23 protein-coding genes are annotated in these 22,919 nt (G+C 67.0%); 10 read left to right on the forward strand and 13 right to left on the reverse strand.

Annotated features, from left to right (window positions below; genetic code table 11):
• Positions 1-8: 8 nt before the first annotated feature.
• From ACQPYS_RS01865 to ACQPYS_RS01875, 3 genes are all read left to right on the forward strand, one after another.
• Positions 9-1,628, forward strand: coding sequence for an FAD-dependent monooxygenase (locus tag ACQPYS_RS01865; protein WP_433491536.1), 1,620 nt, complete (start codon positions 9-11; stop codon positions 1,626-1,628).
• Positions 1,629-1,967: 339 nt separating this feature from the next.
• The gene (locus ACQPYS_RS01870; protein ID WP_433491537.1) at positions 1,968-3,161 is read left to right on the forward strand and encodes a hypothetical protein; all 1,194 of its coding nucleotides are present in this window, start codon (positions 1,968-1,970) and stop codon (positions 3,159-3,161) included.
• A 267-nt stretch (positions 3,162-3,428) separates the two neighbouring features.
• Positions 3,429-4,178 (forward strand): esterase/lipase family protein, encoded by a 750-nt coding sequence (locus ACQPYS_RS01875; RefSeq protein ID WP_433491538.1) that lies wholly within the window; start codon positions 3,429-3,431, stop codon positions 4,176-4,178.
• Between the two features lie 219 nt (positions 4,179-4,397).
• Here ACQPYS_RS01875 and ACQPYS_RS01880 read toward each other — a convergent pair whose 3' ends face one another.
• Entirely contained in the window at positions 4,398-5,261 is an 864-nt protein-coding gene (locus tag ACQPYS_RS01880; protein ID WP_433491539.1) for a MaoC/PaaZ C-terminal domain-containing protein, read from the reverse strand.
• 22 nt (positions 5,262-5,283) lie between these two features.
• Positions 5,284-6,972, reverse strand: a complete 1,689-nt coding sequence (kstD, locus tag ACQPYS_RS01885) for a 3-oxosteroid 1-dehydrogenase (protein WP_433491540.1) — start codon at positions 6,970-6,972, stop codon at positions 5,284-5,286.
• A gap of 103 nt (positions 6,973-7,075) precedes the next feature.
• Between kstD and ACQPYS_RS01890 the strand changes: the two genes are divergently transcribed.
• Entirely contained in the window at positions 7,076-8,707 is a 1,632-nt protein-coding gene (locus ACQPYS_RS01890) for an FAD-binding protein (protein WP_433491541.1), read from the forward strand.
• Between the two features lie 517 nt (positions 8,708-9,224).
• Here ACQPYS_RS01890 and ACQPYS_RS01895 read toward each other — a convergent pair.
• Both ACQPYS_RS01895 and ACQPYS_RS01900 read right to left on the reverse strand, forming a co-directional pair.
• Positions 9,225-9,428 carry a DUF397 domain-containing protein gene (locus ACQPYS_RS01895; protein WP_433491542.1) on the reverse strand — a complete coding sequence of 68 codons (204 nt, stop codon included), beginning with the start codon at positions 9,426-9,428 and terminating at the stop codon, positions 9,225-9,227.
• Positions 9,425-10,078: a DUF5753 domain-containing protein gene (locus ACQPYS_RS01900; protein ID WP_433491543.1), complete on the reverse strand. Its 654-nt coding sequence runs from the start codon at positions 10,076-10,078 to the stop codon at positions 9,425-9,427. The genes ACQPYS_RS01895 and ACQPYS_RS01900 overlap by 4 nt, the downstream gene beginning before the upstream one ends.
• Positions 10,079-10,360: 282 nt before the next feature.
• Here ACQPYS_RS01900 and ACQPYS_RS01905 point away from each other — a divergent pair, with 282 nt between their 5' ends.
• The gene (locus tag ACQPYS_RS01905) at positions 10,361-10,690 is read left to right on the forward strand and encodes a hypothetical protein (protein ID WP_063035381.1); all 330 of its coding nucleotides are present in this window, start codon (positions 10,361-10,363) and stop codon (positions 10,688-10,690) included.
• Positions 10,691-11,177: 487 nt separating this feature from the next.
• Here ACQPYS_RS01905 and ACQPYS_RS01910 read toward each other — a convergent pair whose 3' ends face one another.
• From ACQPYS_RS01910 to ACQPYS_RS01920, 3 genes are all read right to left on the reverse strand, one after another.
• Entirely contained in the window at positions 11,178-11,600 is a 423-nt protein-coding gene (locus ACQPYS_RS01910) for a type II toxin-antitoxin system VapC family toxin (protein WP_433491544.1), read from the reverse strand.
• Positions 11,597-11,836, reverse strand: a complete 240-nt coding sequence (locus tag ACQPYS_RS01915; RefSeq protein ID WP_063035383.1) for a type II toxin-antitoxin system Phd/YefM family antitoxin — start codon at positions 11,834-11,836, stop codon at positions 11,597-11,599. Before ACQPYS_RS01915 ends, ACQPYS_RS01910 begins: the two co-directional genes overlap by 4 nt.
• An 89-nt stretch (positions 11,837-11,925) precedes the next feature.
• Positions 11,926-12,537 carry a TIGR03086 family metal-binding protein gene (locus ACQPYS_RS01920; protein ID WP_433491545.1) on the reverse strand — a complete coding sequence of 204 codons (612 nt, stop codon included), beginning with the start codon at positions 12,535-12,537 and terminating at the stop codon, positions 11,926-11,928.
• Positions 12,538-12,635: 98 nt separating this feature from the next.
• Between ACQPYS_RS01920 and ACQPYS_RS01925 the strand changes: the two genes are divergently transcribed.
• A complete protein-coding gene (locus tag ACQPYS_RS01925; RefSeq protein WP_433491546.1) occupies positions 12,636-13,586 on the forward strand; it encodes a helix-turn-helix transcriptional regulator in 951 nt (316 codons plus the stop codon).
• A 174-nt stretch (positions 13,587-13,760) separates the two neighbouring features.
• On the opposite strand, the gene ACQPYS_RS01930 is transcribed toward ACQPYS_RS01925, so the two are convergent.
• Positions 13,761-14,855 (reverse strand): alkene reductase, encoded by a 1,095-nt coding sequence (locus tag ACQPYS_RS01930; protein WP_433491547.1) that lies wholly within the window; start codon positions 14,853-14,855, stop codon positions 13,761-13,763.
• A gap of 65 nt (positions 14,856-14,920) precedes the next feature.
• Between ACQPYS_RS01930 and ACQPYS_RS01935 the strand changes: the two genes are divergently transcribed.
• Positions 14,921-15,298 (forward strand): MerR family transcriptional regulator, encoded by a 378-nt coding sequence (locus ACQPYS_RS01935; protein ID WP_433492946.1) that lies wholly within the window; start codon positions 14,921-14,923, stop codon positions 15,296-15,298.
• A gap of 232 nt (positions 15,299-15,530) precedes the next feature.
• Positions 15,531-16,265: a hypothetical protein gene (locus tag ACQPYS_RS01940; RefSeq protein WP_433491548.1), complete on the forward strand. Its 735-nt coding sequence runs from the start codon at positions 15,531-15,533 to the stop codon at positions 16,263-16,265.
• 69 nt (positions 16,266-16,334) lie between these two features.
• On the opposite strand, the gene ACQPYS_RS01945 is transcribed toward ACQPYS_RS01940, so the two are convergent.
• On the reverse strand, positions 16,335-16,748 hold the full coding sequence (locus ACQPYS_RS01945) for a winged helix-turn-helix transcriptional regulator (protein WP_433491549.1): 414 nt from the start codon (positions 16,746-16,748) through the stop codon (positions 16,335-16,337).
• 143 nt (positions 16,749-16,891) lie between these two features.
• Here ACQPYS_RS01945 and ACQPYS_RS01950 point away from each other — a divergent pair, with 143 nt between their 5' ends.
• On the forward strand, positions 16,892-17,773 hold the full coding sequence (locus ACQPYS_RS01950; protein ID WP_433491550.1) for an NAD(P)-dependent oxidoreductase: 882 nt from the start codon (positions 16,892-16,894) through the stop codon (positions 17,771-17,773).
• A gap of 56 nt (positions 17,774-17,829) precedes the next feature.
• On the opposite strand, the gene hsaB is transcribed toward ACQPYS_RS01950, so the two are convergent.
• From hsaB to hsaA, 4 genes are all read right to left on the reverse strand, one after another.
• On the reverse strand, positions 17,830-18,453 hold the full coding sequence (hsaB, locus tag ACQPYS_RS01955) for a 3-hydroxy-9,10-secoandrosta-1,3,5(10)-triene-9,17-dione monooxygenase reductase subunit (RefSeq protein WP_433491551.1): 624 nt from the start codon (positions 18,451-18,453) through the stop codon (positions 17,830-17,832).
• A gap of 92 nt (positions 18,454-18,545) precedes the next feature.
• Positions 18,546-19,445 carry an iron-dependent extradiol dioxygenase HsaC gene (gene hsaC, locus ACQPYS_RS01960; protein WP_063035393.1) on the reverse strand — a complete coding sequence of 300 codons (900 nt, stop codon included), beginning with the start codon at positions 19,443-19,445 and terminating at the stop codon, positions 18,546-18,548.
• A 2-nt stretch (positions 19,446-19,447) separates the two neighbouring features.
• Positions 19,448-20,326: a 4,5:9,10-diseco-3-hydroxy-5,9,17-trioxoandrosta-1(10),2-diene-4-oate hydrolase gene (hsaD, locus tag ACQPYS_RS01965; protein ID WP_433491552.1), complete on the reverse strand. Its 879-nt coding sequence runs from the start codon at positions 20,324-20,326 to the stop codon at positions 19,448-19,450.
• Positions 20,326-21,489, reverse strand: a complete 1,164-nt coding sequence (gene hsaA, locus ACQPYS_RS01970) for a 3-hydroxy-9,10-secoandrosta-1,3,5(10)-triene-9,17-dione monooxygenase oxygenase subunit (RefSeq protein WP_433491553.1) — start codon at positions 21,487-21,489, stop codon at positions 20,326-20,328. Before hsaA ends, hsaD begins: the two co-directional genes overlap by 1 nt.
• A gap of 214 nt (positions 21,490-21,703) precedes the next feature.
• Here hsaA and ACQPYS_RS01975 point away from each other — a divergent pair, with 214 nt between their 5' ends.
• Positions 21,704-22,918, forward strand: a complete 1,215-nt coding sequence (locus tag ACQPYS_RS01975; protein ID WP_063035396.1) for a Rieske 2Fe-2S domain-containing protein — start codon at positions 21,704-21,706, stop codon at positions 22,916-22,918.
• Position 22,919 lies beyond the last annotated feature (1 nt).

Consider the following 22,919-nt stretch of genomic DNA (forward strand, 5'->3'; position numbering starts at 1 on the left):
TTTGCGAGGTGCGAGTGCAGTCGTCGGCGAACGGGCACGGGGAGCCAACCACGGGGCGGCGGCCGGAGGTGGAGGCCGAGGTCGGCATCGTGGGCGCGGGCCCGACCGGCCTGCTGCTGGCCGCCGAACTGAGTCTGGCGGGGGTGCGGCCGCTGCTCCTGGAGAAGTACCCACAGCCCCGGACCACGCAGAAGGCCCAGGGCCTGGGTGGGCAGATCCTGCAGATGCTGCACTATCGCGGGCTGCTGGAGCGGGTCGAAGCGGCCGTGACCGCCCCCGCCCCGCCGCCGCGCTACCCCTTCGGGGGTGTGCACGTGGATCTCACCGGCATGGCGGATCCGCCGTTGCGGGGGCTGCCCCTGCCGCAAACGCGGCTGGAGGAATTGCTCACCGAGCGGGTGGGCGAGCTCGGTGCGGATATCCGCCGCGGCCACGAGGTGGTCGGGGTGCGTCAGGACGACACCTCGGTGACGGCGGAGGTGTCCGGGCCGGATGGTCCGTACCGGATCACCGCGCGCTACCTCGTCGGCTGCGACGGCGGGCGCAGCCGTATCCGGGAGATGGCCGGTATCGCTTTCACCGGCACCACCTACCCCGAGGTGAACCGAGTGTGCCAGGTCACCGTGCCGGATTCGGTGACCCGCCTCGACAACGGCGACCTCGACGTTCCGGGCATGGGCCGGATCACCACCGGTTTCACCCGCACCGCACATGGTGCCTTCGGATACGGGTCACCGACCCCGGACATGCTGATGTTCTCGACCACCGAGGACGAGTCCACCGATATCACCGACGACGAGCCGATGACCCTCGCCGAATTCCGGGACAGTGTGCGCCGGGTGCTCGGCACGGAGATCCCATTGGGCGAACCGCTGCGGTTGGCGCGCTTCACCTTCAAGGATCGCCACGCCGAGATCTACCGCGCCGGCCGGATCCTGGTGGCGGGCGACGCCGCCCACCTGCTGCCCGCGACCGGGTCGGGGCTCAACACCGGCCTGCTCGACGCGGTGAACCTCGGCTGGAAACTCGCCGCCGATATCCACGGCTGGGCCCCACCCGGACTGATCGACAGCTACCACGCGGAACGTCATTACGCGGGGGCTCGTGCCCTGCGGCAGACCCGCGCCCAGGTGGCGTTGCGGCGCGGACTCGATCCGGCTGCGGACGCGCTGCGGGAAGTGGTCCAGGAACTGCTCGGTGACGAGCAGTCCGCCCGACGGATCGCCGGTTTCATCGCGGGTACCGATGTGCGTTACGACCTACCCAACCCGAACAACCATCCGTTGACCGGAACGTTCGCCCCGGACCTCGCCTTGTCCAGTGATACCGGGGAGACCACCGTCGCCGCCCTCCTGCACTCCGCACGACCGCTCCTGCTGGATCTCGCCGACCGAGCCGAGATACGCGAAGTCGCCCGGCAGTGGCAGAACCGCGTCGATATCCGGACAGTCACCACCGACGAGCGTCCGGCCGACGCGCTACTGGTCCGCCCGGACGCCCACATCGCCTGGGCCGCGGCCGTCGGCGAACCGGCCGATATCGCGGCGGACGGGCTTCATGCGGCGCTGACCGGCTGGTTCGGTGCGCCGAGTCGGTCGCCCGCACTCGCCGCGGAGCACGGCGCCTGATAGGTAGGGGGTCTACCGCCCACCGATCGCATACCGGCGGGCGGAGAAAGTGACCCACCACTCGATATCACTCCACCGAGTGCGGTTTCGGGCCAGGAGAACGTCGATGTCGGATCACTGGCTTCCGGGGTCGATGGTGAGGATCTTGACGACGGGGTGCGGATCACCCCGGTCGCCTTCCATGGCCACCCATCGGTCGGCCGGCGCGCTGTGCTTCCAGTCCAACAGGCCGGCAGTGATTCACCTCCCTGGGGCCTGGTCACCGCATGGTGGCATGTCAGGCGGCGAATACCGCGGATCGACCGGTACCTGTCGGACCTCTGCTGTTCAATGCGTGGTGTGGACACTGTGGACTTCGCGCGGGTCGTAGCGGAATTCGGTGCCGGCTCCGCGCTGCTCGTCGAACCGGGGACCACCGCCGCCGCGCACGTCCCCGCCCATTGGGCCCAGATCGCCGGCGCCCGCGACCCGCGCGTCCGGAGCGCCGCGGCAGTGGCACTGTGGAATCTCGACATGTTCGAGCTGGTGCCCCGGTTCGGAGCCGTGCTGGCCGAATGCCTCGACGATGTGCGGGTCTGTCTGCTGCGTGGCGACTGGGTGTTGCTGTACGCGCTGCGGAAACCGTTCCAGCCGCACGAGTTCCGTATCGGCTGGGATCCGGCGACTTTCGGCGCCGATGTGCCGCGTTACTGGGACGTGCTGCCGGAACCGCTGCGGGTTTTCCTCGGTATGGTCCATGCCGGATTCACCGACCTCGACGGCATCTCCTTCGGCCCCACCCGCCCGCGCGATATGCAGACCTATGACGAGCTCGGCCTGGCCGAATCGGTGCGGAACTGGGATACCGGCGAACGGATCCCGGGCGATCGGGCGATGTTGATCGCCGGAGGTCTGGGCGATACCAAATACTTCGCCTCCCCGGATCTGCCCGGTGACACGGTCGGCTGGGAGTACGGCGGCGATATGGAACGGCCCATGGACTTCGGCCGCACCCTCGACGACCTGATGGGCTACGGTTTCGACCTGGAACGCGACCTCCCACCCGAACCTGCCGAGCCCGTCACTCCGGACGAACTGCGGCAGCGGGTCGCCGCCCTGTCGACCGTGCGAGCGGCACGAGCGGTCGTTTGGAACCGCGAACTCACCGAGGACGCCGCCCGCGCCCGCATCCGCGCGATCCTCGCGGAACTGCTCGACGCGCTCGGCGGCGAGCTCGGCGCCCGCCCCCAGGACGGCCCGGACGGGGAGACGATCCTGCCGTGCGACGACGACGCCGGAAACGTCTATCAGCTCGATCGGCTCGAAGCCCGCTATTTCCTCGATCCGCCGCCACCGGACCGGCCGCAGGCCTATCTGCCGTTGATCCTGCGGATCTGGGAGCGGCTGGGCTGGGAGGTCACCACCTCCGCGGGGGTCGACGGTATCTCCGGCGAGGCGCGGACTCCGGACCGGTATGAGCTCACGCTTTCCTGTCGCGACGACGACACGCTACGTCTGGCGGTGGCGTCGCCGGGCTTCCACCGGCCTTTCTGACCTAGGGAACCAGGCGTTGTCGGCTGCCCGCCTGTAGCGTCTGCGGGTTCACCGTCGCACGATGACGTACTCGCGGAAATTGTCTTGGACCCGATCGCGGCAGTGATGGCCATATCGTCGAGATCCGCGCTTTCCGGCGGGACGACCACCGGTCGGTCCCGTCGCGCCTCCCGAAACCTCCGCGACTACCGCACTAGCATCCTGGCGTCGGTCGACGCTGTGCGCGATCACGGCGCAGCGGCCCTTCAGCCTCCGGAAAGCAGGTTCATGAAAACTGTGCTCGCTGCCTTCGCTCGATTCGCTGTCGTATCGCTGGGTTGCGTTGCGGCGGCGCTGCCGCTCGGCTTCGCCCGTGCCGAGCCCGCGCCGGCGAATCCTGTCCTGGTCATCGGCGGTTTCGATGCCGACCGCGGCATTCTGGAGAACTTGCGCGCGGAACTGGCCGACCGCGGTTACCGGGCCTACTCCATGGTGCTGCCCGCGGCGCCCGCCGGATCGTCGGGGACCGAGGGGATCGCGGATTCGGCGGTGGCGGTGGCCGACAAGGTCGCCGATATCCGGCGGACCACGGGCGCCCGGCGGGTGGATCTGGTCGGGCACTCCATGGGCGGGCTGGCGCAGCGGCACTATGTGAAGTTCCTCGGCGGAATCGACTCGGTGGGAACCTATCTCGACTTCGGCACCCCGAACTACGGCGAACCGCTCGGATTTCTCTGCGCGCCGCTCTTTCCCGGATGCCGTGATATCGCCCCGGCCTCGGAGTTCCTACAGCAGCTCAACACGCCGCCGGCGCTGCCGCCGGGCATCCCGGCCTATCACCTCTACTCGGAGAACGAGGGTCCTGAGCGCCTGCATCTGCCGGGGGCGGTCAACTCGAGTGTCCAGCAGATCTGTTCCGGCCGTCATGTCACGCACCGCGACGAACCGCAGGACGTCGCCTTCCAGGATCTGATCGATGCGGCGCTGCGCGGGGTTCCGTTGGCCTCGGACTGCCCGCGACAGTTCTTCCTCAGTTAGCCGCAGTCGCTCGCGGCGGTGGACCGTCCTCGCACTGCGGCGTCGGTGGCCGGTGCCCAGGTGGAGGGTCTCGCCGTATCGTCGGCTGCACGAAAAGTTTCGATAGGCCCGGTAGATACGACTGTGTCCGGCAGACCCGCCGATGGATCTGCCGGACACTATGTTCGTCGCCCTCGAGCACGGGCCCGGTCACCGGGCCCGCGCGATCCCACCTGGAGGTCACTCGGCGTAGGTGAGGACCACATCTCCCAGGACCGGTGCGCCGTCACGTTCCACGGCGGTGGCGCTGATGATCAGTTGGCCCGTCTCCCGCCAGATCCGCGACCGCAGCGTCTCCCCGGGGAACAGCACTCCGGCGAACCGTGCCTTGAACCCGGTCACCCGGCCGGCGACGGAGTCCAGCACGGTATCGGTGGCGGTTTTGCAGATGATCCCGTAGGTGCACAGACCGTGCAGGATCGGCGCCGGAAACCCGGCCCCCTTCGCGAATTCGGGGTCGGAGTGCAGCGGGTTGCGGTCGCCGCAGAGGCGGTAGAGCAGTGCCTGCTGCGGCAGGGTCGCGGTGGTGACATCGAAATCCGGCTCGCGGTCGGGGAGTTCGGCCTTACTGCTCGGGCCGCGCTCACCGCCGAATCCGCCTTCGCCGCGGGCGAAGATGGAGGACCGTTCGGTCCACAGCGCTTCGCCGTCGGAACCGGTGACGGTGAACTCCTGCACGATCACCGCGTTGGCGCCCTTGTCCCACAGTTCGCTGATCCGGCCGGTGCGGGTCGCCTTACCCGCGGCGGGTAGCGGCCGGTGCACCTGTACTTCTTGCGAGCCGTGCACCACTTTGGCCAGGTCGATATCGACTCCGGGGAACTTCACCTTCGGCGGGTCGGTATCGCGCAAGGTGTGCGCGACAGTGGCGAAAGTGGGCAGCACCTGCGGTTCCCGGTCGTCGAGATAGCGCAATTCGGCCGGCTCGGTCCAGCGGTGACCGGCGCCGATACCCAGGTGGTAGAGCTGGACATCGGAGGCGGTCCAGGAGAATTCCTTGCTCGGCAGTTCCGCTCCGAGCGCGACTTTCGGATCGATGGGCATACAGATTCTCCTCGCCGGCGGCTCAGGCCGCGGTCTTCTTGCGGTCGATGATGTCGTGGACCGCCAGGTAGCCGAAGGCGATCGCCGGTCCGATGGTGGCGCCGGGGCCCGCGTAGGTGTGGCCCATCACCGGGGTCGATACATTGCCGGAGGCGTACAGACCCTCGATCGGGGTACCGTCCTCACGCAGCACTCGTGCCGCGGTATCGGCGACCAGGCCGCCCTTGGTGCCGAGATCACCGGGCACCATCTTGGCCGCGTAGAACGGACCCTGGACCAGCGCCGCGAGGCACGGGTTGGGTTTCACGGTCGGGTCGCCGTAGTACCGGTCGTACTGGCTGTCGCCGCGGCCGTAGTCCTCGTCCTTACCGGTTTCGGCGAACTTGTTGAACCGCTCCACCGTGGCCGCCAGTTTGTCGGCGGGCACCCCGATCTTCTGGGCCAGTTCCGGCAGGGTCGCGGCCTTGACGATGAGGTCGTTCTCCATCCAGCGCGACGGGAACTTCAGGCCCGGCTGCAGGCTGGCGAACATATAGCGGTTGCGGTAGCGCTGGTCGAAGACGAGCCAAGTCGGGATGTTCTCACCGGGGCCCTCGCCCTGCCCGTATTCACCGCCGTACATGGTGTGCACGGCTTCGACGTAGGGCGCGGACTCGTTGCCGAACCGTTCACCCTTCGGGTTGATCATGATCGAACCGGGCAGGTTGCGCTCGGACAGCGCGAACCAGGGCTTGCCGCCCTTGAAGATGGTCGGACCCCACCAGGCGTCCTCCATGAAGCCGATAGCGGCGCCCGCGTCCATACCGGCGACGATGCCATCACCGGTGTTGGTGGCGGCACCGGTTGTCCACTCAGTGGTAATCGGTTCGCGCTGGTATTTGGCCCGCATCTCGGCATTGTGCTCGAACCCGCCGCTGCCGAGCACCACGCCGTGGCGCGCGGTGAAGGTGACCGTCTCGCCCTTGTGGGTGGCCTCGACGCCGGTGACCTTGCCGTTCTCGACGACCAGTTTGGTCATGGGGGTGTCGAGCAGCAGGGGCACGTTCGCGTCCATCAGACCCTTGCGCATACCGGCGATGACGGCCTGCCCCATCACCATCAGATGCTTGTTGGTGAATTTGGCCCAATAGGTGCGCGCCCCGACGCGCAGGGCCCGCAGCATGCCCTTCGGGTGGCGGCGGATCAGGTTCAGCCGGACGAAGTCGGCCTGGGTGACCGCCACATTCAGTGGTGCCTTGGAATAGGGCGGATGGATATTGAACCGCTCGTCGCCGAGGGCTTTGGCGTTGAACGGCTTCGGCTCGCAGGACCGCCCGCCCGCCCGGCCGCCGGGGGCCTCCGGGTAGTAGTCGGAGTAGCCCTTGACCCAGGTCATCTTCAGCGGCGAGTGCGCGAGGACGAAATCCATGGCTTCGGCGCCGCGGTCGATATAGGTATCGATCCGCTCGGCGGGCACCACGTCGCCGATGATGCTGTGCAGGTACCTGCGCGCTTCCTCGCGGTCGTCGGGACCGCCCGATTCGCGCAGGGCCTTGTTACCGGGGATCCAGACCCCGCCGCCCGAGCGCGCGGTAGATCCGCCGTAGTACGGCGCCTTCTCCAGGATCACCACATTCAGGCCGTTGTGCGCGGCGGTGAGGGCGGCGGTCATCCCGGCGGCGCCGCTGCCGACCACCACCACATCGTATTCCCGATCGTTCATGTAGAACACGTTATAGAATGATGGCGCTGTTGGTCTATGTTGTCTGGCAGAAGACTTGTTCTGCGGCGTAAACAGCAGGGAAACTCGTTTCAGTTTGTGGTGGAGTTGGTAGATGGCGCACGAATGGGACCTGACCGCGGACGTGGTGGTCGTCGGTTACGGGGCGGCGGGTGCGGCCACGGCGCTGCAGGCCACCGAGGACGGCGCGCAGGTCCTCGTGCTGGACCGTTTCACCGGCGGCGGCGCGACCGCGCTGTCCGGCGGCATAATCTACGCCGGTGGGGGCACCTGGGTGCAGCGCGCCGGTGGTGTCGAGGACACCCCGGAACTGATGCTGGCCTACCTCGAACGCGAGGTCGGTGACGCGGTCTCCCCGGCGACGCTGCGGCGTTTCGTCGACGACAGTCCCGCCATGATCGACTGGCTCACCGCGCACGGGGTGCCGTTCGAGGCGTCGCTGTGCCCGTACAAGACCTCGTACCCGAACAACGACTACTACCTCTACTACTCCGGCAGCGAGATCTCCGGCGCTTTCGCCGATATCACCCCAGCTCAACGCGGCCACCGTGTCAAAGGCTGGGGGACCTCCGGCAAGAAGCTGTTCGCGCCGCTGGCCCGGTCGGTGCAGCGGCGGGGCGTGCGGGTGGAAACGCTGACCACCGCGACCGCCCTGGTCACCGACGACACCGGCGCGGTCGTCGGAGTCGAATGCCGGAGCCTGCGTGACGCGCCCGCGCGTATCAAGGCCCGTTACGCGCGGCTGGCCGCGATCGCCGCCAAACCCGGTATCTACTACCCGCCGCTGCGCCGGGCACTGGAGAAACGGCTGGCCCGGCTCGACCGCAGGTACGCGACCACACTCCGGGTCCTGGCCCGGCGCGGCGTGGTGCTGACCGCGGGCGGTTTCATCGCCAATCGGGAGATGCTGCACACCCACGCGCCCGCCTACAAGAACGGCCTGGCCCTGGGCAGCTCCGGCGACGACGGCAGCGGCATCGAACTGGGCCGCAGCGTGGGCGCCGCGACCGATCGGATGGGCAATGTCTCGGCCTGGCGGTTCCTGCTGCCACCGAGTTCGTTCACCGGCGCGCTGCTGGTCGACGGGAAAGGGCAGCGGGTCATCGACGAGACCCGCTACGGCGCGGCCGTCGGCGACGCCCTGATCAACCGGCACGGAGGTATCGGCCGGCTGCTCGCCGACGACGCGCTCATGCGTACCGCCATCTCCCAGATCGGGCCACAGGCCGCCTGGTTCCAGCGGATGCAGTTCGAGGTGATGCGCCGGAAGGCGAAGCGCGGCAAAACCCTCGACGAGGTCGCCGCCGCCGCGGGTGTCGATCCGGCGGGATTACGGGAGACGGTTGCCGAGCACAATAGCGCCTACGCGACCGGACTCCCCGACCCGGTGGGCAAACCGGCCGAATACGTGCGCCCGGTGGGGGCGGGCCCGTACTGGATGCTGAACGTCTCCATCGAACCGAGCCTGACCAATCCGTGCCCGATGTTCACCGTCGGTGGGCTGGCGGTCGACGAGGAGACCGGGGCGGTCCGCGATGCTCACGGCGCGGAGATCCGGGGCCTGTACGCGGCGGGCCGGACGGCCGCGGGCATCTGTGTGAACTCCTACGTCAGCGGGCTTTCGCTGTCCGACTGCATCTTCTCCGGCCGGCGGGCCGGGCGGAGTGTGGCGGGTGCGGTGCCGGTAGTGGAAGGCGACGGTGAGAAAGGTGTCCGCGCTGGTTAGTGCGAGTCCCGGCGCCAGTGCACGGTGGTCACGAATGCGAGGGCGGGGCGATCTTTCACGGCTGCCCTGTGACGTCTGTACCCGCAGCGTTGAGAACCCCGGCACCGGTCAGGGCAGCAAAGCGGTCGAGATCCGCCGCGGTCCACCGGTCCAGTCCCGGAGCCGGCATTGCCATCGGACCACCTCCAGCCTGATCGAGACCGCATATATTGCAGTGTTGTCATGATTCCAACCTGCGGAGTCGCCCGGAGGAAGAGATGAGCTCCGCGTGACTGTCCGCCTATCCGACCGGGTGGGGCCGGCGATCGAGCTGGTCTGTCCGACCCGAGCCGGACATCCCGGGCCTCCGCCGTGACCCATGTGCCGGTGATGTGCGGATCGCGCCGTGAAAGTGGTTGCCCTGCGATATCTTCGATCGCAGCGCACCCGGATTCCCGGACGTTCTCTGCCGCCGTGCAGCCAGGCGGCAGAGATCCCCGACCTCTCACCAGATGAAGCCGGGGTTCTCTGCATCCGGTCAGGGGCGATCGAACTCGCCGTCTTTCGCGCCGGCCAGGAAGGCGTCCCACTCGCCGGGGGCGAAGATCAGGGCCGGGCCGGTGGGGTTCTTGGAGTCCCGCACGCCGACATGGCCGTTGTCCAGGTGGGCGGTCTCGACGCAGTCGCTTCCCCCTTGGCTTCGGCTGCTCTTGAACCATTCAGCCCGAGACAAGTCGGTCATTCTCGCTCCTTCGTAATCCGCAGCATCAGATCCTGGGATGCCGACGGAGACAACGCTACATGCCGGATACGCTCGGCCTCGCGAGAAAATCTGGCGACCTCGAGGTCGCGCTCGATGTACAGGTCACCGGTGAGACCCTCCATGAAGGCAACTGGAGGCTCTTGGAGCTTGGAGGAAGGCAACGGGGGGAAGCTGAACAGGACGAATGAGCGCGACATCAAGCCAACGGCGCTGGTCTCGGTGTTGGGCAGGATCCGGACCTCAACACTCGGCATCTCGGACTGCCCGAGCAAGTGTTTCACCTGAGCGACCATGACAGTTGGGCTGCCGACGGTGTACCGAAGTACCGCCTCGCTCAGCAGCGCCTCGAAGCGGAAGTTCGGACGGGCCAACAAGCCTTGTCGTCGCTGTGCAATATCCAGTGTTCGAGCGACTTCCTCGGGCGACCACTCCGGGTTTGTGGCCCAGGTGAGTGCCTGCCGATAATGGAAGCCTCCATGTGGAAGCCGAGTCCTGGAAAACGCAATGCTGCAATGGTTGTGCAGGAATTCCAGAACTTCCCCTCGTATTTGCCGGTGTACGGCTTTTCGATTCCGCTGCGGCAGAGTTCTACTGAGGGGGCACCCGGTGCAGGCCACTCCCAGAGCCACCTGGGAGACACCAGTTCGACGCCAGGAGTTGCCGAAGGCTGGTGGTCAATTCGATTGGGTAGAGGGCGCACCGACACCATAACCCCTCAGCGGACCCTGCGCCGGGTGCATACCAGAAATTGATCCAGGAGCGGGGAATCATGTGTGCGACAACGCTGCCGACCAGAGTTCGCGGTGAGACCGATATTCCGGATGGGCCGGTATGGGCGGTACCGACGCTCGTTCATTTGGAGCATCTACTGAAGGTGATGCGGCGGTGGGCGGAGGTAGCCGAGGAGTGCCGTGTCTGACCGGGGCCCGCTGCCGTCGGCAGTCGCCCTGATCCGGCTGAACCTCCCGATGAGCGATATCGATCTGCACGAACTCGCCGACCGGCACGGATACCGGCTCGCGTACACGGTCAGGACGGATACGGTCGCCCGGCTCGCCATACACGCGCTGGCCCGGCATGCGGCCGAGGCCGGGGCCGAGGCGGTCGTGGTGCCGAACTTCGAGCACGCCGACGACCTCCGCCGCCTCATCACCGAGAACGCCGCGCTCATCACGCCTGTACGGCTCTACCCTCGCGGGTATCGTTGGCCCGGCACGGATCCCGAACGGGGGCGAGCCTGATGTGGGCCGATGCGGTGCTGGTACTGCTGGTGGCCGGCCTGGTCGGTCTCACGATCGCGCTGTGTCGACCGTTGAAGGACCCGTAAGCGATACCGTTCCGGCGGTGGCCACCGAATACAGCGGTATCGGGATCCGGGGTCGGTGGCTCGTGCGCGACTGTCCGATCGTGACCGACTCGCGCCGCCTCGTAGGCAAACTGTGGTCCTACTGCCACGTCCGAGATCATCGCCCGCGAGATCGTCGAAGACCTGACCGCCGCGCCGGCGGAGTTCGAAGCGGTGGCGGCAGTGTTGGAGCAGGCCGCGGCGCCCGACGCTACGAACTGAGCAGCGTCGATAAGATTGTTGCCTTGTGGCCGCCGGGTGGAGCGGAGTCTGGCTGTGGCGCTATTCCTCGTGATGTCCGCCGCCGCATCAGGAGCGGCCAGCGACCCGGGTACGGAGCAGTCGGTCCGTTTCGAACCGAGAACTGAGTAGGTCGCGGCGGGTCAGCCTTCTTCCCAAGGATTGACGAAAGTGATCCCCATCGGCCGGAAGTCGTCCGCGTTGCGCGTTGCGCGGGTCAGGCCGTAGGCGGTGGCCGTAGCGGCGATCAAGGCGTCGTGAGCCGGCCGTCGGTGGGGGATATGCAGGCGGGTCGCGATCTCGGCGACTTTCTGGTCGATGTCGAGGATCCTGCCCGCGTAGGTCGGTAGCACGCCATCGTTCAGCCAGCGGTCGAGCGTTCGAGCCTGCGCAGGGTCGCAGCGTCGCTTGTTCTCGATCCCGGCCCGGAGTTCGAGCAGCGTGATAACCGAGAGGTACGTGTCGGAGGGTGACAGGTTTTGTGCCCATCGATCGACGTTCCGGTCTCTGCGGTCTTCGCTTCTTCGCAGCTCCGATACGATATTCGTGTCCAGGAGAAAACTCACAGATCGACCTCACGGAGCGAGTCCGTCGGCCGTACCGGCTCGAAGTCGATGTTCTCGGGCATCGTGAAGGCATCGGCCAGCGAAATTCCGGACCGAGTGAGCTCCTGATAATCGGCAAAGGTCAGAAGCACATGAGACGGCCGACCGTGATCTGTGATGATCACCGGTCCGCGGCCGGCCGCACGCTTGGCCGCGCTTACATCGTGATTGAAATCGCGAGAAGTCACAATACTCATTGATCACCTCCATGCCTACATTACTGCGGGTGATGCCGAAGGCCACCTGTTCGATGTGGCTGCTACCCGGACACTGCCGCGGGTGCGGGTCACCGGCGCGGCCGGCGACCCAGGTAACGCAGCAGCTGGTCCGCGCTGGAACCCTCGCCCTCGACGATCGGGCCGTAGGCGCCCCAATCGCGCAGCGGTTCGATCCGGCCCTGGGCGGCGGCGAGGATCGGCGCCGAGAGTTCGTCGGTCAGCGGCGATTCCTGTCCGGTGGCGACCGCGATATCCCAGGCGTGCACCGCCGCGTCCAAGGCGCACAGTACGGCGGCCACCGGGGTCGGCAGCGGGCCGAAGGGGAGTGGGGTGGGGACGCTTTCGGTGTCGTCGGTGACAGTGGACCACGCGGTCGCTGTCTCCTCGAGGGCGGCGGTTACCAGGGCGACGGGTCCGTCGGCGATCGTGCCGGTGGGGGAGAAGGGGTCGTAGGACGGGCCGGCGCCCACGCCGAGCGCGGCGGCGAAGGCCCGCTGGTCCGCGGCGGCGTGCTCGGCGACCTGTGCGGCATTCCAGTCCGCGCACGGAGTCGCCAGCTGCCACTGGCCGGCCTCGACTCGCGCGGTCACTCGGCGCAGCGCTTCGTGGGCGGCGGTCAGTACATCGCGCCAGACCGGCGCGAGCTGAGCGGTGATGTCCTGCGCGGTGGTGGTTTCCATGGTTCTGCCTCTCGGTCGTTTTCGACGTTGAACTCAGGCTATGGCCCTATTAGGCTCATTTCCTTCCTGATAAAGACTTCCGTGGAAACGATTATTTTGTGACCTCCACCACAATCCGGGTGCTCCGGCTGCTGGCGCTGCTCCAGGACCGCGGATACACCGGACCCGAACTGGCACGGCGCCTCGGCATCACCGATCGCACCCTGCGCCAGGACATCGCCCGCCTGCGCGAACTCGGCTACCCGGTGCACGCCGGCCGGGGCCCGGTCGGCGGCTACCGCCTCGGTCAGGGCGCCACCATGCCGCCGCTGCTGCTCGACGACGACGAAGCGGTGGCGGTCGCGATCGCGATGGGTTTGGCAGAGGACGGTTCCACCGGAATCGCCGGTATCGACCACAGCGTCAAACGGGCCCTCGCCAAATTGGAAAGAATTCTGCCGAAACGTTTGCAGCGCACTGTCAACGCACTGCGCGAGACCACCGCGGTCGGCCCGACGGTCGGCTCCCGGGAACCGGACGCGCCCGTTCCCGCGGAGACCCTCGCCACGATCGCGGCGGCGATCCGGGCGGCCCGGGAACTCGAACTCGACGACCAGCGGGTCGAGCCGTACCGGCTGGTCAGCTGGCAGCGGCGCTGGTATCTGGTCGGATACGACCTCGACGCGCACACCTGGCGTGCGTTTCCGGTCGCGAACCGGCGCCGGGTGGTATCGGGCACCCGCCGCTTCGCCGCCCGGACTCCGCCCGACAGCGATCTGGTCGCCTTCGTACTCCGGGAGGTCGCCTCCGCCGGCTACGCGGTGCACGCCCGGGTCACGGTGCTGGCACCCGCGGAAACCGTGATCGCCCGGATCAATCCGGCGGTCGGGGTCGTGGTACCGGTCGACGAGAACTCGTGCCTGCTGCTCACCGGCGCGGACGCGCTGGAGACGATCGCCATCTACCTGAGCATGCTCATGATGGATTTCCGTATCGACGGCCCACCGGAGCTGGTCGAGCACATCCGCACCCTGGGGCGGCGGTACCGGGAGGCGGTCGCGCACCTTTGATGGGCCGGGGCGTGTAGCGAGCTGGTACTCCGCGGCCTGGACGAGCACGGTGTGCGTTTGTTGGGAGCAGTGCGCGGACTTGGACGGCAGCTCCACCTGTACGGCGAGTAGGCAACTCCCGCGGACTGCGTATCGCCGGTGCTACGTGGTCCGGCGCGAGGCGATACCGGGTGCTCAGGCGGTCGCTGTGAGGGTCGGGTAATCCGTGTAACCCTCGGCCCCGCCGACATACATCAGGTGCGTATCGCGGATCGGATTGAGCGGCGCGCCGGTACGTAGACGTTCGACCAGGTCGGGGTTGGCGAGGAAGGCGCGACCCAGGGCGATGTGGTCTGCTCCGGCAGCGAGCAGGCGCTCGGCCCGGTCGATGATGACGCCGGGGTCGCGGGCATCACCCGCGGGGTTGGCGACGAGACTGCCGGGCCACAGTGCACGGAGCTGCCGCAGCAGCGGGTCGTCCGCGTCGACCCGGACGATGTGCAGGTAGGCGAGACCCAGCCCGGCGACCGCGGTGACCAGCGCCGGATAGATGGCCGCGGTATCGCCCTCCGCGATGCCGTTGACAGGATTGGCCGGTGAGATGCGCAGCCCCACCCGCTCCGGGCCGATGGCCGCCGCCACCGCCTCGACGACCTCGACCGTGAACCGGATGCGATTCTCTACCGGTCCGCCGTAGGCGTCGGTGCGGTGGTTGGTGTTGCGGGCCAGGAACTGGTGCAACAAATAGCCGTTGGCGCTGTGGACTTCGACCCCGGCGAAACCGGCCTCGACGGCATTGCGTGCGGCGGTGACGAAATCGGCGATGGTCGCGTGGATGTCGTCGACCGTGAGTTCGCGCGGCGTCACGGCCGGCTGATGGCCCGACGGAGTGTGCACGGTATCGGGCAGCGGTATCGGCGAGGGCGCGACCGGCACCAGGCCGCTGTTGTCGGGATGGCCGACCCGGCCGCCGTGCTGGAGTTGCAGGAACATATGGCCCCCGGCCGCCCGGACGGCCTCGGTGACGCGGCGCCAACCGGCGATGTGCTCGGCGCGGTGGATACCGGGGATATTGGCGTAGGTTTGCCCCACCTGGTTCGGGGTGGCGGCCTCGGCGATGATCAGGCCCGCGCCGGCCCGCTGAGCGTAGTAGGTCGTCATCAGATCCGACGGGGTGCCGTCCGCGCCCGCGCGGTTACGCGTCAAGGGGGCCATCACCAGGCGGTGCGGTAGTTGCAGACCGGCGAGGCGAGCGGGGGCGAATAGATCACGGGGCGCTGCGGTTGTCATGTCTGGACGGTAAGACCTGACATTGATGTGAAGTTCAAGCCCGAACAGGAAAATACGAGGTGAGCATGCGAATCGGAGAACTGGCGCAGCGGACCGGGGTCAGCGAACGATCACTGCGCTACTACGAGGAGCAGCGGTTGCTCACCGCCGACCGCGCCCCGGGCGGACACCGCGACTATCCGGAGCACGCGGTGGACCGGGTCGTGCACATCCAAGAGCTGTTCGCGGCCGGACTGTGCAGCAAGAAGATCGTGGAGATTCTGCCCTGCATACGGGACACCGACGGCGATGCCAATGAATTCGCCACGCCCGCGCTGGTGAACGAGTTGCAGGTGGAACGGGAACGGATCGACCGCATGATCGCCGATCTGCTCCGCTCCCGCGAAGTACTCGACGAGGTCATCGAACGTGCGGGAGCGAGTTTCACGACGACGGCCGCATGAGCGTCGCCGAGTAGGCCGTCCCGCGTTCGGAACGTCTCCGACGCCGGACCGGGCGCTGCGCCGGTGGGTTTCCGACTTCAGGCCCGCGCCGGGTGACATGCGAGGGTGCCGGGAAACTCGAAAGCGACCGGTCCCATCGCATCCCGGCGAGAAATTCACACACCCGATCCGGCCGTCTTCGCGTCCGTCCCGGCTACACTCGGGCCCACTATTCCCAACCAGGTGGTGACTCATGGCGTTCGCGGTATGGGTACGGTCGGTTCCGGTCTTCACGTCGCTGCTGGTGGTAGCGCTGAGCGGCTGCGCGTCGCCGAGCGGCGGCGACCCCGGCCCGGTGGTCTCGTCGGCCACGCCGCCGGGGCCCGCGCAATCGTCCACGGCCGCGGCGACCGAGGAGCAGCCGCCCACCACGGTGGTTTCCGTGGTCGCCGTCGACGCAACCGGCCTGCCGGCCGACGGTTTCGACGTATCCGGTACCGCGCCCGCGGGCCGGCTCGACTGCACCCACGCCACATCCAGTCGTTCCGCCTCCAGCCCGGGGATCTACCACTGCGGTGCCTCCGCCGACGCCGCCGATATCTGCTGGGCCAGGGCAGGCGGGGCGGAACTGATGTGCGCCGACGATCCGTGGAACCGGGAACTGCGCTGGTACAGCGTCGAACCGCGGCTCGAACCGATCGGGAAAACCGCCGATCCCGAACCGTGGGCGCTCGAATTGGCCGACGGCCGCCGATGCCGCATCCGGGTGGGCGGGGCCTGGGGTGGACGGGCCGACGGCCTGGTGGGCGCCTACTCGTGTACCGGCGGCGCCGAAGTCGTCCTGCAGCCGTCGGACGCCCGGACCGCCATCGACACATCGGCCCCCACCTGGCATATCCGGTTGGGCGAGCTCGGCGCGGGCTCTCCCGAACTACCCCCGCCGACAATCGTGGACGTACGGACGGCCTACTTCGCGGCCGCGTCCTGACACGGTTTCGTCGCCGCCTCCGGACCGGGCCGGCCGGCAGGCGAGGGGTCGGTGGTCGGGCCCGCCCGTCTACTCGGCGGCACCCTGCTGACGAAATGAGCTGCCACCGGGCACCGCCGGTGCCGCGGCCGGTTGCGGATGGACACGTGCGGCGCCGACTCGCGCGATGCGGTCCCGCCCCCACGCGCCGAGCGGTTCGAGCGCGGCGTTGAGGGAGCGGCCGAGGTCGGTGAGACGGTATTCCACCCGAGGCGGAACCTCCGGGTAGATCTTCCGGTCGATCAACCCGTCTTCCTCGAGCTCCCGCAGCTGTTGGATGAGCATCTTCTCGGACACGCCGGGGAGCCCGCGGCGTAGCTCACCGAACCGCCGTACGCCGTAGTTGTCCAGTTCCCAGAGGATCAGCCCTTTCCATTTACCGCTGATCACATCCATGGCGGCATCGATCCCGCAGAAATACGGTCCGAACCTTTTCTCGCCCATTTCGACCTCGCTACCTGTTCACATACTTTTTGGTAGGTACCTCACCGAATAGTAGGTACTTGTCCCGACAGTCCGTGTTGGCGATCGTTGGTCCCGGCGCGCCGAGCAATATGACCATTCGCCTCAGCAAGGAGTCGGCAGAAATGACCGCAAACGAGCAGACAACCGTGGCCGTGCTCGGTCTCGGACCTATGGGCCGGGCCATTGCCGCGACTCTGGTGAAGGGCGGGAATCCCACCACCGTGTGGAACCGCACGCCGGGGAAGGACGCGGAACTGGTGGGCCTCGGCGCCGTGAGCGCCCCCGATACCGCGTCGGCGATCGATTCCGCCGCCGTGGTTGTCGCCGTTCTCGGTGATCACGCGTCCGTGCACGAGGTGCTCGACCCGGTGGCCGACCGGCTGCGCGGTAAGGCGCTGATCAACCTGACCAGCACCGCTCCGGAAGATTCCCGGGAACTCGCCCGCTGGGCGGCCGGACACGGTATCGACTTCCTCGACGGCGGCATCATGGCGGTACCGCCGATGATCGGCGGGCCCGGTGCCTCGATCCTCTACAGCGGATCGGAGCAGATCTTCGATCGCTTCCGTCCCGATCTCGAAAAGCTCGGTGCGGCGGACTACTTCGGCGATGACCCCGGAACCGCCGCGCTCTACGATTTCGCGCTGCTGGCCGGTATGTACGCCATGTTCGCGGGGTTCTTCCACGGCGCCGCCATGGTGCGCTCGGCCGGGGTCACGGCCACGTTCTTCGCGCCCCGCGCGGTCGCGTTCCTCACCGCCATGACTGGATCGTTCCAGTCGTATGCCGAGATGATCGACAGCGGTGACTACACCCAGGAGGTGCAGCCCGCGCGTTTCCACAAACCCGCCTTGGACGCGATCGTGCGAGCCAGCCGGGACGCCGGGGTCGCCCTGGACATCGTCGGCCCGATCAAGAACCTCATCGACCGGCAGATCGCCGACGGACGGGCGGGTGAGGGACTGGGGAGGGTCACCGAGGAGCTGGCCGGTCACCGCGAGTAGCGGCAGCACCGGCGCCCGCCTATCGGTGGCGACCGGCACCATCCGATTCGGCCACCCTACAACCAGGTGTCCAGGGTCGTGGTGGTGAGGAAGTGGTCGAGATCGGCGCGCCAAGGGGCCGGGGTGGTCTTCTCCGGTTCGATGGCGGTGTACTGGCCCCGGTAGAACAGCAGCGGGCGGCCGTTGGTGGCGGCGGGAGTCTCCGACATGGCCAGGACGCGGCCGATGACGATGAAATGGTCGCCACCGTCGACCACGCTGTCCACCCGGCATTCTATGGTGGCCAAAGAGTTGTCGAGCCGGGGCAGGCCGAGATCGGAGGTGTGCCATTCGGTTCCGGCGAACTTGTCCGGTTCGCGGGAGCCGAATTTCGCGCAGACCGGCTGCTGTTCCTCGGCGAGTACGTTCACACAGAACCGGCCGTTGGCCTCGATGGCGGCCCAGGACCGCGAACCCTTGGTCGGGCAGAACAGCACCAGGGGTGGTTCGAGGGAGAGGGCGGCGAAGGACTGGCAGGCGAAACCGATGGGGGTTTCGTCGTCGGTGAGCGTGGTGATGACCGTGATACCGGTGCAGAACTGCCCGAGGATATTGCGGAACTGCCGGGGGTCGATGGTGGCCTGCTCCGCGGCCGCGTCGCCCGCGCCGTCGGCCGGATCCGCTGGTGCCGTCACGTTCATACCGTCCTCGCCTCGTTCATGGAGCTGCCGGCGGACGGACCGCCGGATTCAGCCGGACCCGATGCGAGTATCGCACCGGGTCCGGCCGGAGATCACTTGAAACCCACGGAGAAATCGTGGCCCCACAGGCTCACCGCGGTGGATTCCCGGGCGATCCAGCTGTGGTCGTCGACTTCCAGCCCCTCGCAGCCGAATTCGACGTCGAACCCGCCGGGAGTCTTCATATAGAACGACAGCATCTTGTCGTTGATGTGCCGGCCCAGGGTGGCCGACATCTTCACCTTCTTGCGCATGGCCCGGTCCAGGCACAGGCCGACATCGTCGGAGTTCTCCACCTCGACCATGAGGTGGACGATGCCGGTCGGGTTGGGTAGCGGCAGGAACGCGAGCGCGTGGTGGCGTGGATTGCAGCCGTAGAACCGCAGCCACGCCGGGTCGCCGTCCTCGGGCCGACCCACCAGTTGCGGCGGCAGGCGCATCGAATCGCGCAGCCGGAAGCCGAGTACGTCCTGGTAGAACGCCTGTGCCGCGGCATCGTCGTGGCAGGTCAGGACGACATGGCCCAGGCCCTGTTCGGCGGTGACGAATTTGTGGCCGTACGGGCTGACGAACCGCCGACCGAGGTACTGAGCGCCGTAGAACGCCTCCAGGGTGTTGTCGGAAGGATCCCGGAAGCGGATCATCCCTTCTACCCGGCGCTCGGCGAGTTCCTCCTTGGTGCCTTCCTCGAAGTCGACGCCGTTCTTCTCCAGCGTCTCCCGGAGGCGTTGTAGCGCGGGCCCGTCGGTGACCTCCCAGCCCGAGACCAGCAACCGGTCCTTCTCACCCGGCACGATCACCAAGCGGGCGGCGAAATCATCCATCCGGAGATAGAGCGCGTCGGGGTTGTTCCCGTCGCCTTCCATCATGCCGAGCACTTTCAGCCCGTACTCGCGCCAGGCCGCCATATCGGTGGCCTCGATACGCATGTAGCCGAGGGCCTTGATACTCATCGTCATTTCTCCTTGACGCCGAGCAGGAAATCGGTGGCCAGCCGGTTGAATTCGGCGAACTTCTCCAGCTGTGCCCAGTGCCCGCACCCGCCGAATACGTGTAATTGTGCGCGCGGGATGCTCTTGAGTGCCACCAGAGCGCCGTCGAGCGGATTCACCCGGTCCTCGCGACCCCAGATCAGCAGGACCGGCTGGCGCAATTTGTACGCGTCCCGCCAGAGCATGCCCTTCTCGAAATCGGCGCTCGCGAAGGATTTGCCCATGGCCCGGGTGGCCGCGAGCGCCTCGGGGGTGCTCGCGGAGGCGAAACGCTCTTCGATCAGTTCGTCGGTGACCAGGGACTGGTCGAACACCATGATCCGTAGGAACGCCTCGAGATTCTCCCTGGTGGGTTCGTAGTTGAACTTGCCCAGCAGTTTGACGCCTTCGGTGGGATCGGGGGCGAACAGGTTGGTACTCATCCCGCCCGGACCCATCAGGATCAGTTTCCCGGCGCGATCGGGATGGTCGAGCGCGAAACGCACCGCCGCGCCGCCGCCGAGCGAATTGCCCAGCAGATGGACCCGGTCGGTGATCTCCAGGGTGTCGAGCAGATCCTTCAGTGCCGAGGAGCTGTGTACGAAGTACTGCGGGTGCTCGATCGGCTTGTCGGACTTTCCGTACCCGGGCTGATCGACCGCGATCACGTGGAAATCGCGGGCGAGTACCGGGATGTTGCGGGAGAAGTTCGACCACGAGGACGCGCCCGGGCCGCCGCCGTGCAGCAGCACGATAGTGGGGCCGTTGCCCACGCCGGCCTCGTGGTAGTGCAGTTTCAGATCCGGACGAACCTGGGCGAATCGCGAGGTGGATTCGTAGGTGAGTTCGGCGGTCGAGGTCATCACACCATCCCGTCGGAAACCGGCAGCCCGAATTCGTGCGTGCCGTACATGACGTAGGCGCGCTCGGGATCGTTGGAGGCGTGCACGCGCCCGGCGTGGGCATCGCGCCAGAACCGCTGCAGCGGGGTGCCGTTCACCAGGGCGGTGGCACCCGAGCTCTCGAACAATTTATCGATCGAGGCGATGGCCCGGCCGGTCGCGCGGACCTGGTCACGCCGGGCGCGTACGCGCAGGTCGAACGGAATTTCCTTGCCCTCGAGCAGCAGTGCGTATTCGTCGGCCACATTGCCCGACAGCTGACGCCAGGCGGCATCGATATCGCTGGAGGCCTCGGCGATCCGGACCTTGGTGAACGGATCCTCTTTCGCCTTCTCCCCGGCGTACGCCGCGCGCAGCCGCTTGCCCTGGTGCTCGACGTGAGCTTCGTAGGCGCCGTATGCCATACCGACGATCGGCGCGGAGATGGTGGTGGGGTGGATGGTGCCCCACGGCATCTTGTACACGGGATCGGTATTGCGCTCCAGGCCCGGCGATTTCAGATCGTTCATGGTCTTGTAGCTGAGGAACCGGTGCGTGGGTACGAAAACGTCCTGCACCACGAGCGTGTTCGAACCGGTGCCGCGCAGGCCGACCACGTTCCAGACGTCGTCGATGTCGTATTCGGAGCGGGGGATCAGGAAGCTGCCGAAATCGACCGGTTTGCCGTTCTTGATCACCGGTCCGCCGACGAAGGTCCAGTCCGCGTGCCCGGAGCCCGAGGACCAGGCCCACGAGCCGCTGACCCGGTAGCCGCCGTCGACGACGGTGCCGGCCCCCATGGGCGCGTAGGACGAGGAGATCCGCACATCGGTGTTCTCGCCCCACACTTCTTGCTGGGCCTCTTGGCCGAACAGCGCCAGGTGCCAGTTGTGTACGCCGATGATCCCGGCGACCCAGCCGGTGGAGCCGCAGGCGCTGGCGATCTTGCGGACCGTGTCGTAGAAGACGACCGGGTCCGCAGCGTGTCCGCCCCACTGTTTCGGCTGCAGCAACCGGAAGAAACCGGCTTCCTGCAGGTCCTTGATCGATTCCTCGGGAATCTGCCGAAGGTCTTCGGCCTCCTGTGCGCGGGCGCGCAGCGTGGGCAATAGCGCCTCGACCCGTTCGGTCACTTCTCGCGTCATCTCCGGCCCCTGCTCCTGCCTGGTCGTCTACTAACCGGTGGTCATCTGCTCGGCGCAGAATTTACCTCTGAGACTAGAACAGGTTCTTGTTCATGTCGAGAACCGGTGTCGATAGGCTGCATATATGCGACATGTGCTGGATGTGGCGTGAATCGCTGGCGTTCGGGGCGTCAGTTTTGTAACGTGTTCTAGTACAGCAGGAGGAGGAATTGCGATGGCAGCAACCACGCCGGGCGGTGCGAAGGTCCGGGAGCTCGACGTCGGGTCGGTTCCCACCCGGTACGCGCGCGGATGGCATTGCCTGGGGTTGGCGCAGAATTTCCGGGACGGCAAACCGCATTCGGTGCAAGCGTTCGGAACCAAACTGGTGATCTGGGCCGACAGTGCCGGCGAATTGCACGTACTCGACGCCTACTGCCGGCATATGGGCGGTGATCTCAGCATGGGTGAGATCAAGGGCGACGACGTCGCCTGCCCGTTCCACGACTGGCGCTGGGGTGCGAACGGCAAATGCACGTCCATCCCCTACGCGCGGCGGGTCCCGCCGCTGGCGCGCACCCGCCGCTGGACCACCCTCGAGCGCAACGGTCAGCTCTTCGTCTGGCACGACCACGAACGCAACGAACCGCCGCCCGAGGTCACCATCCCTTATATCGAGGGCCCCTATACCGATGCCGACGGCAACCCGGTGGAGGAACTCGACAGTGGCTGGACGGAGTGGACCTGGAACTCGTTGCTGATCGAGGGCGCGAACTGCCGTGAGATCATCGACAACGTCGTGGATATGGCCCACTTCTTCTATATCCACTACGCCTTCCCCACCTTCTTCAAGAACGTTTTCGAAGGGCATGTCGCCACTCAGTTCCTGGAGACCAAGGGTCGGCCCGATATCGGGATGGGCGCCAAGTACGCCGGCGATCAGCTCCTGAAATCGGAGGCCTCGTACTTCGGGCCCTCATACATGATCAACCCCCTGGTCAACAGCTACGGCGGTTACGAGATCACGGTCAACCTGATCAACTGCCACTACCCGGTGACGCAGGATTCGTTCATGTTGCAGTGGGGCCTGACCGTCGAGAAGCCGAAGGGCCTCGACGACGAGACCGCGCAGAACCTCGCGAAGACCATGGCCGATTTCTTCGGCGACGGCTTCCTGCAGGACGTGGAGATCTGGAAGCACAAGTCCAAGGTCGAGAATCCGCTGCTCTGCGAGGAAGACGGCCCGGTCTACCAGCTGCGGCGCTGGTACGACCAGTTCTACGTCGACGTCGCCGAGGTGACCGAGAAGATGACCCAGCGGTTCGAATTCGAGGTCGACACCGCCAAGGCGAACGAAGCGTGGGAAGCCGAGGTCGAAGAGAACCTGCGGCGCAAGCGTGAACAAGAGGCGGCCGCGGCGGACGCCGACCAAGCGGAGGCAGGAGTCTGAT

The sequence above is a fragment of the Nocardia grenadensis genome, from assembly GCF_050942415.1.
Lineage (GTDB): Bacteria > Actinomycetota > Actinomycetes > Mycobacteriales > Mycobacteriaceae > Nocardia > Nocardia grenadensis.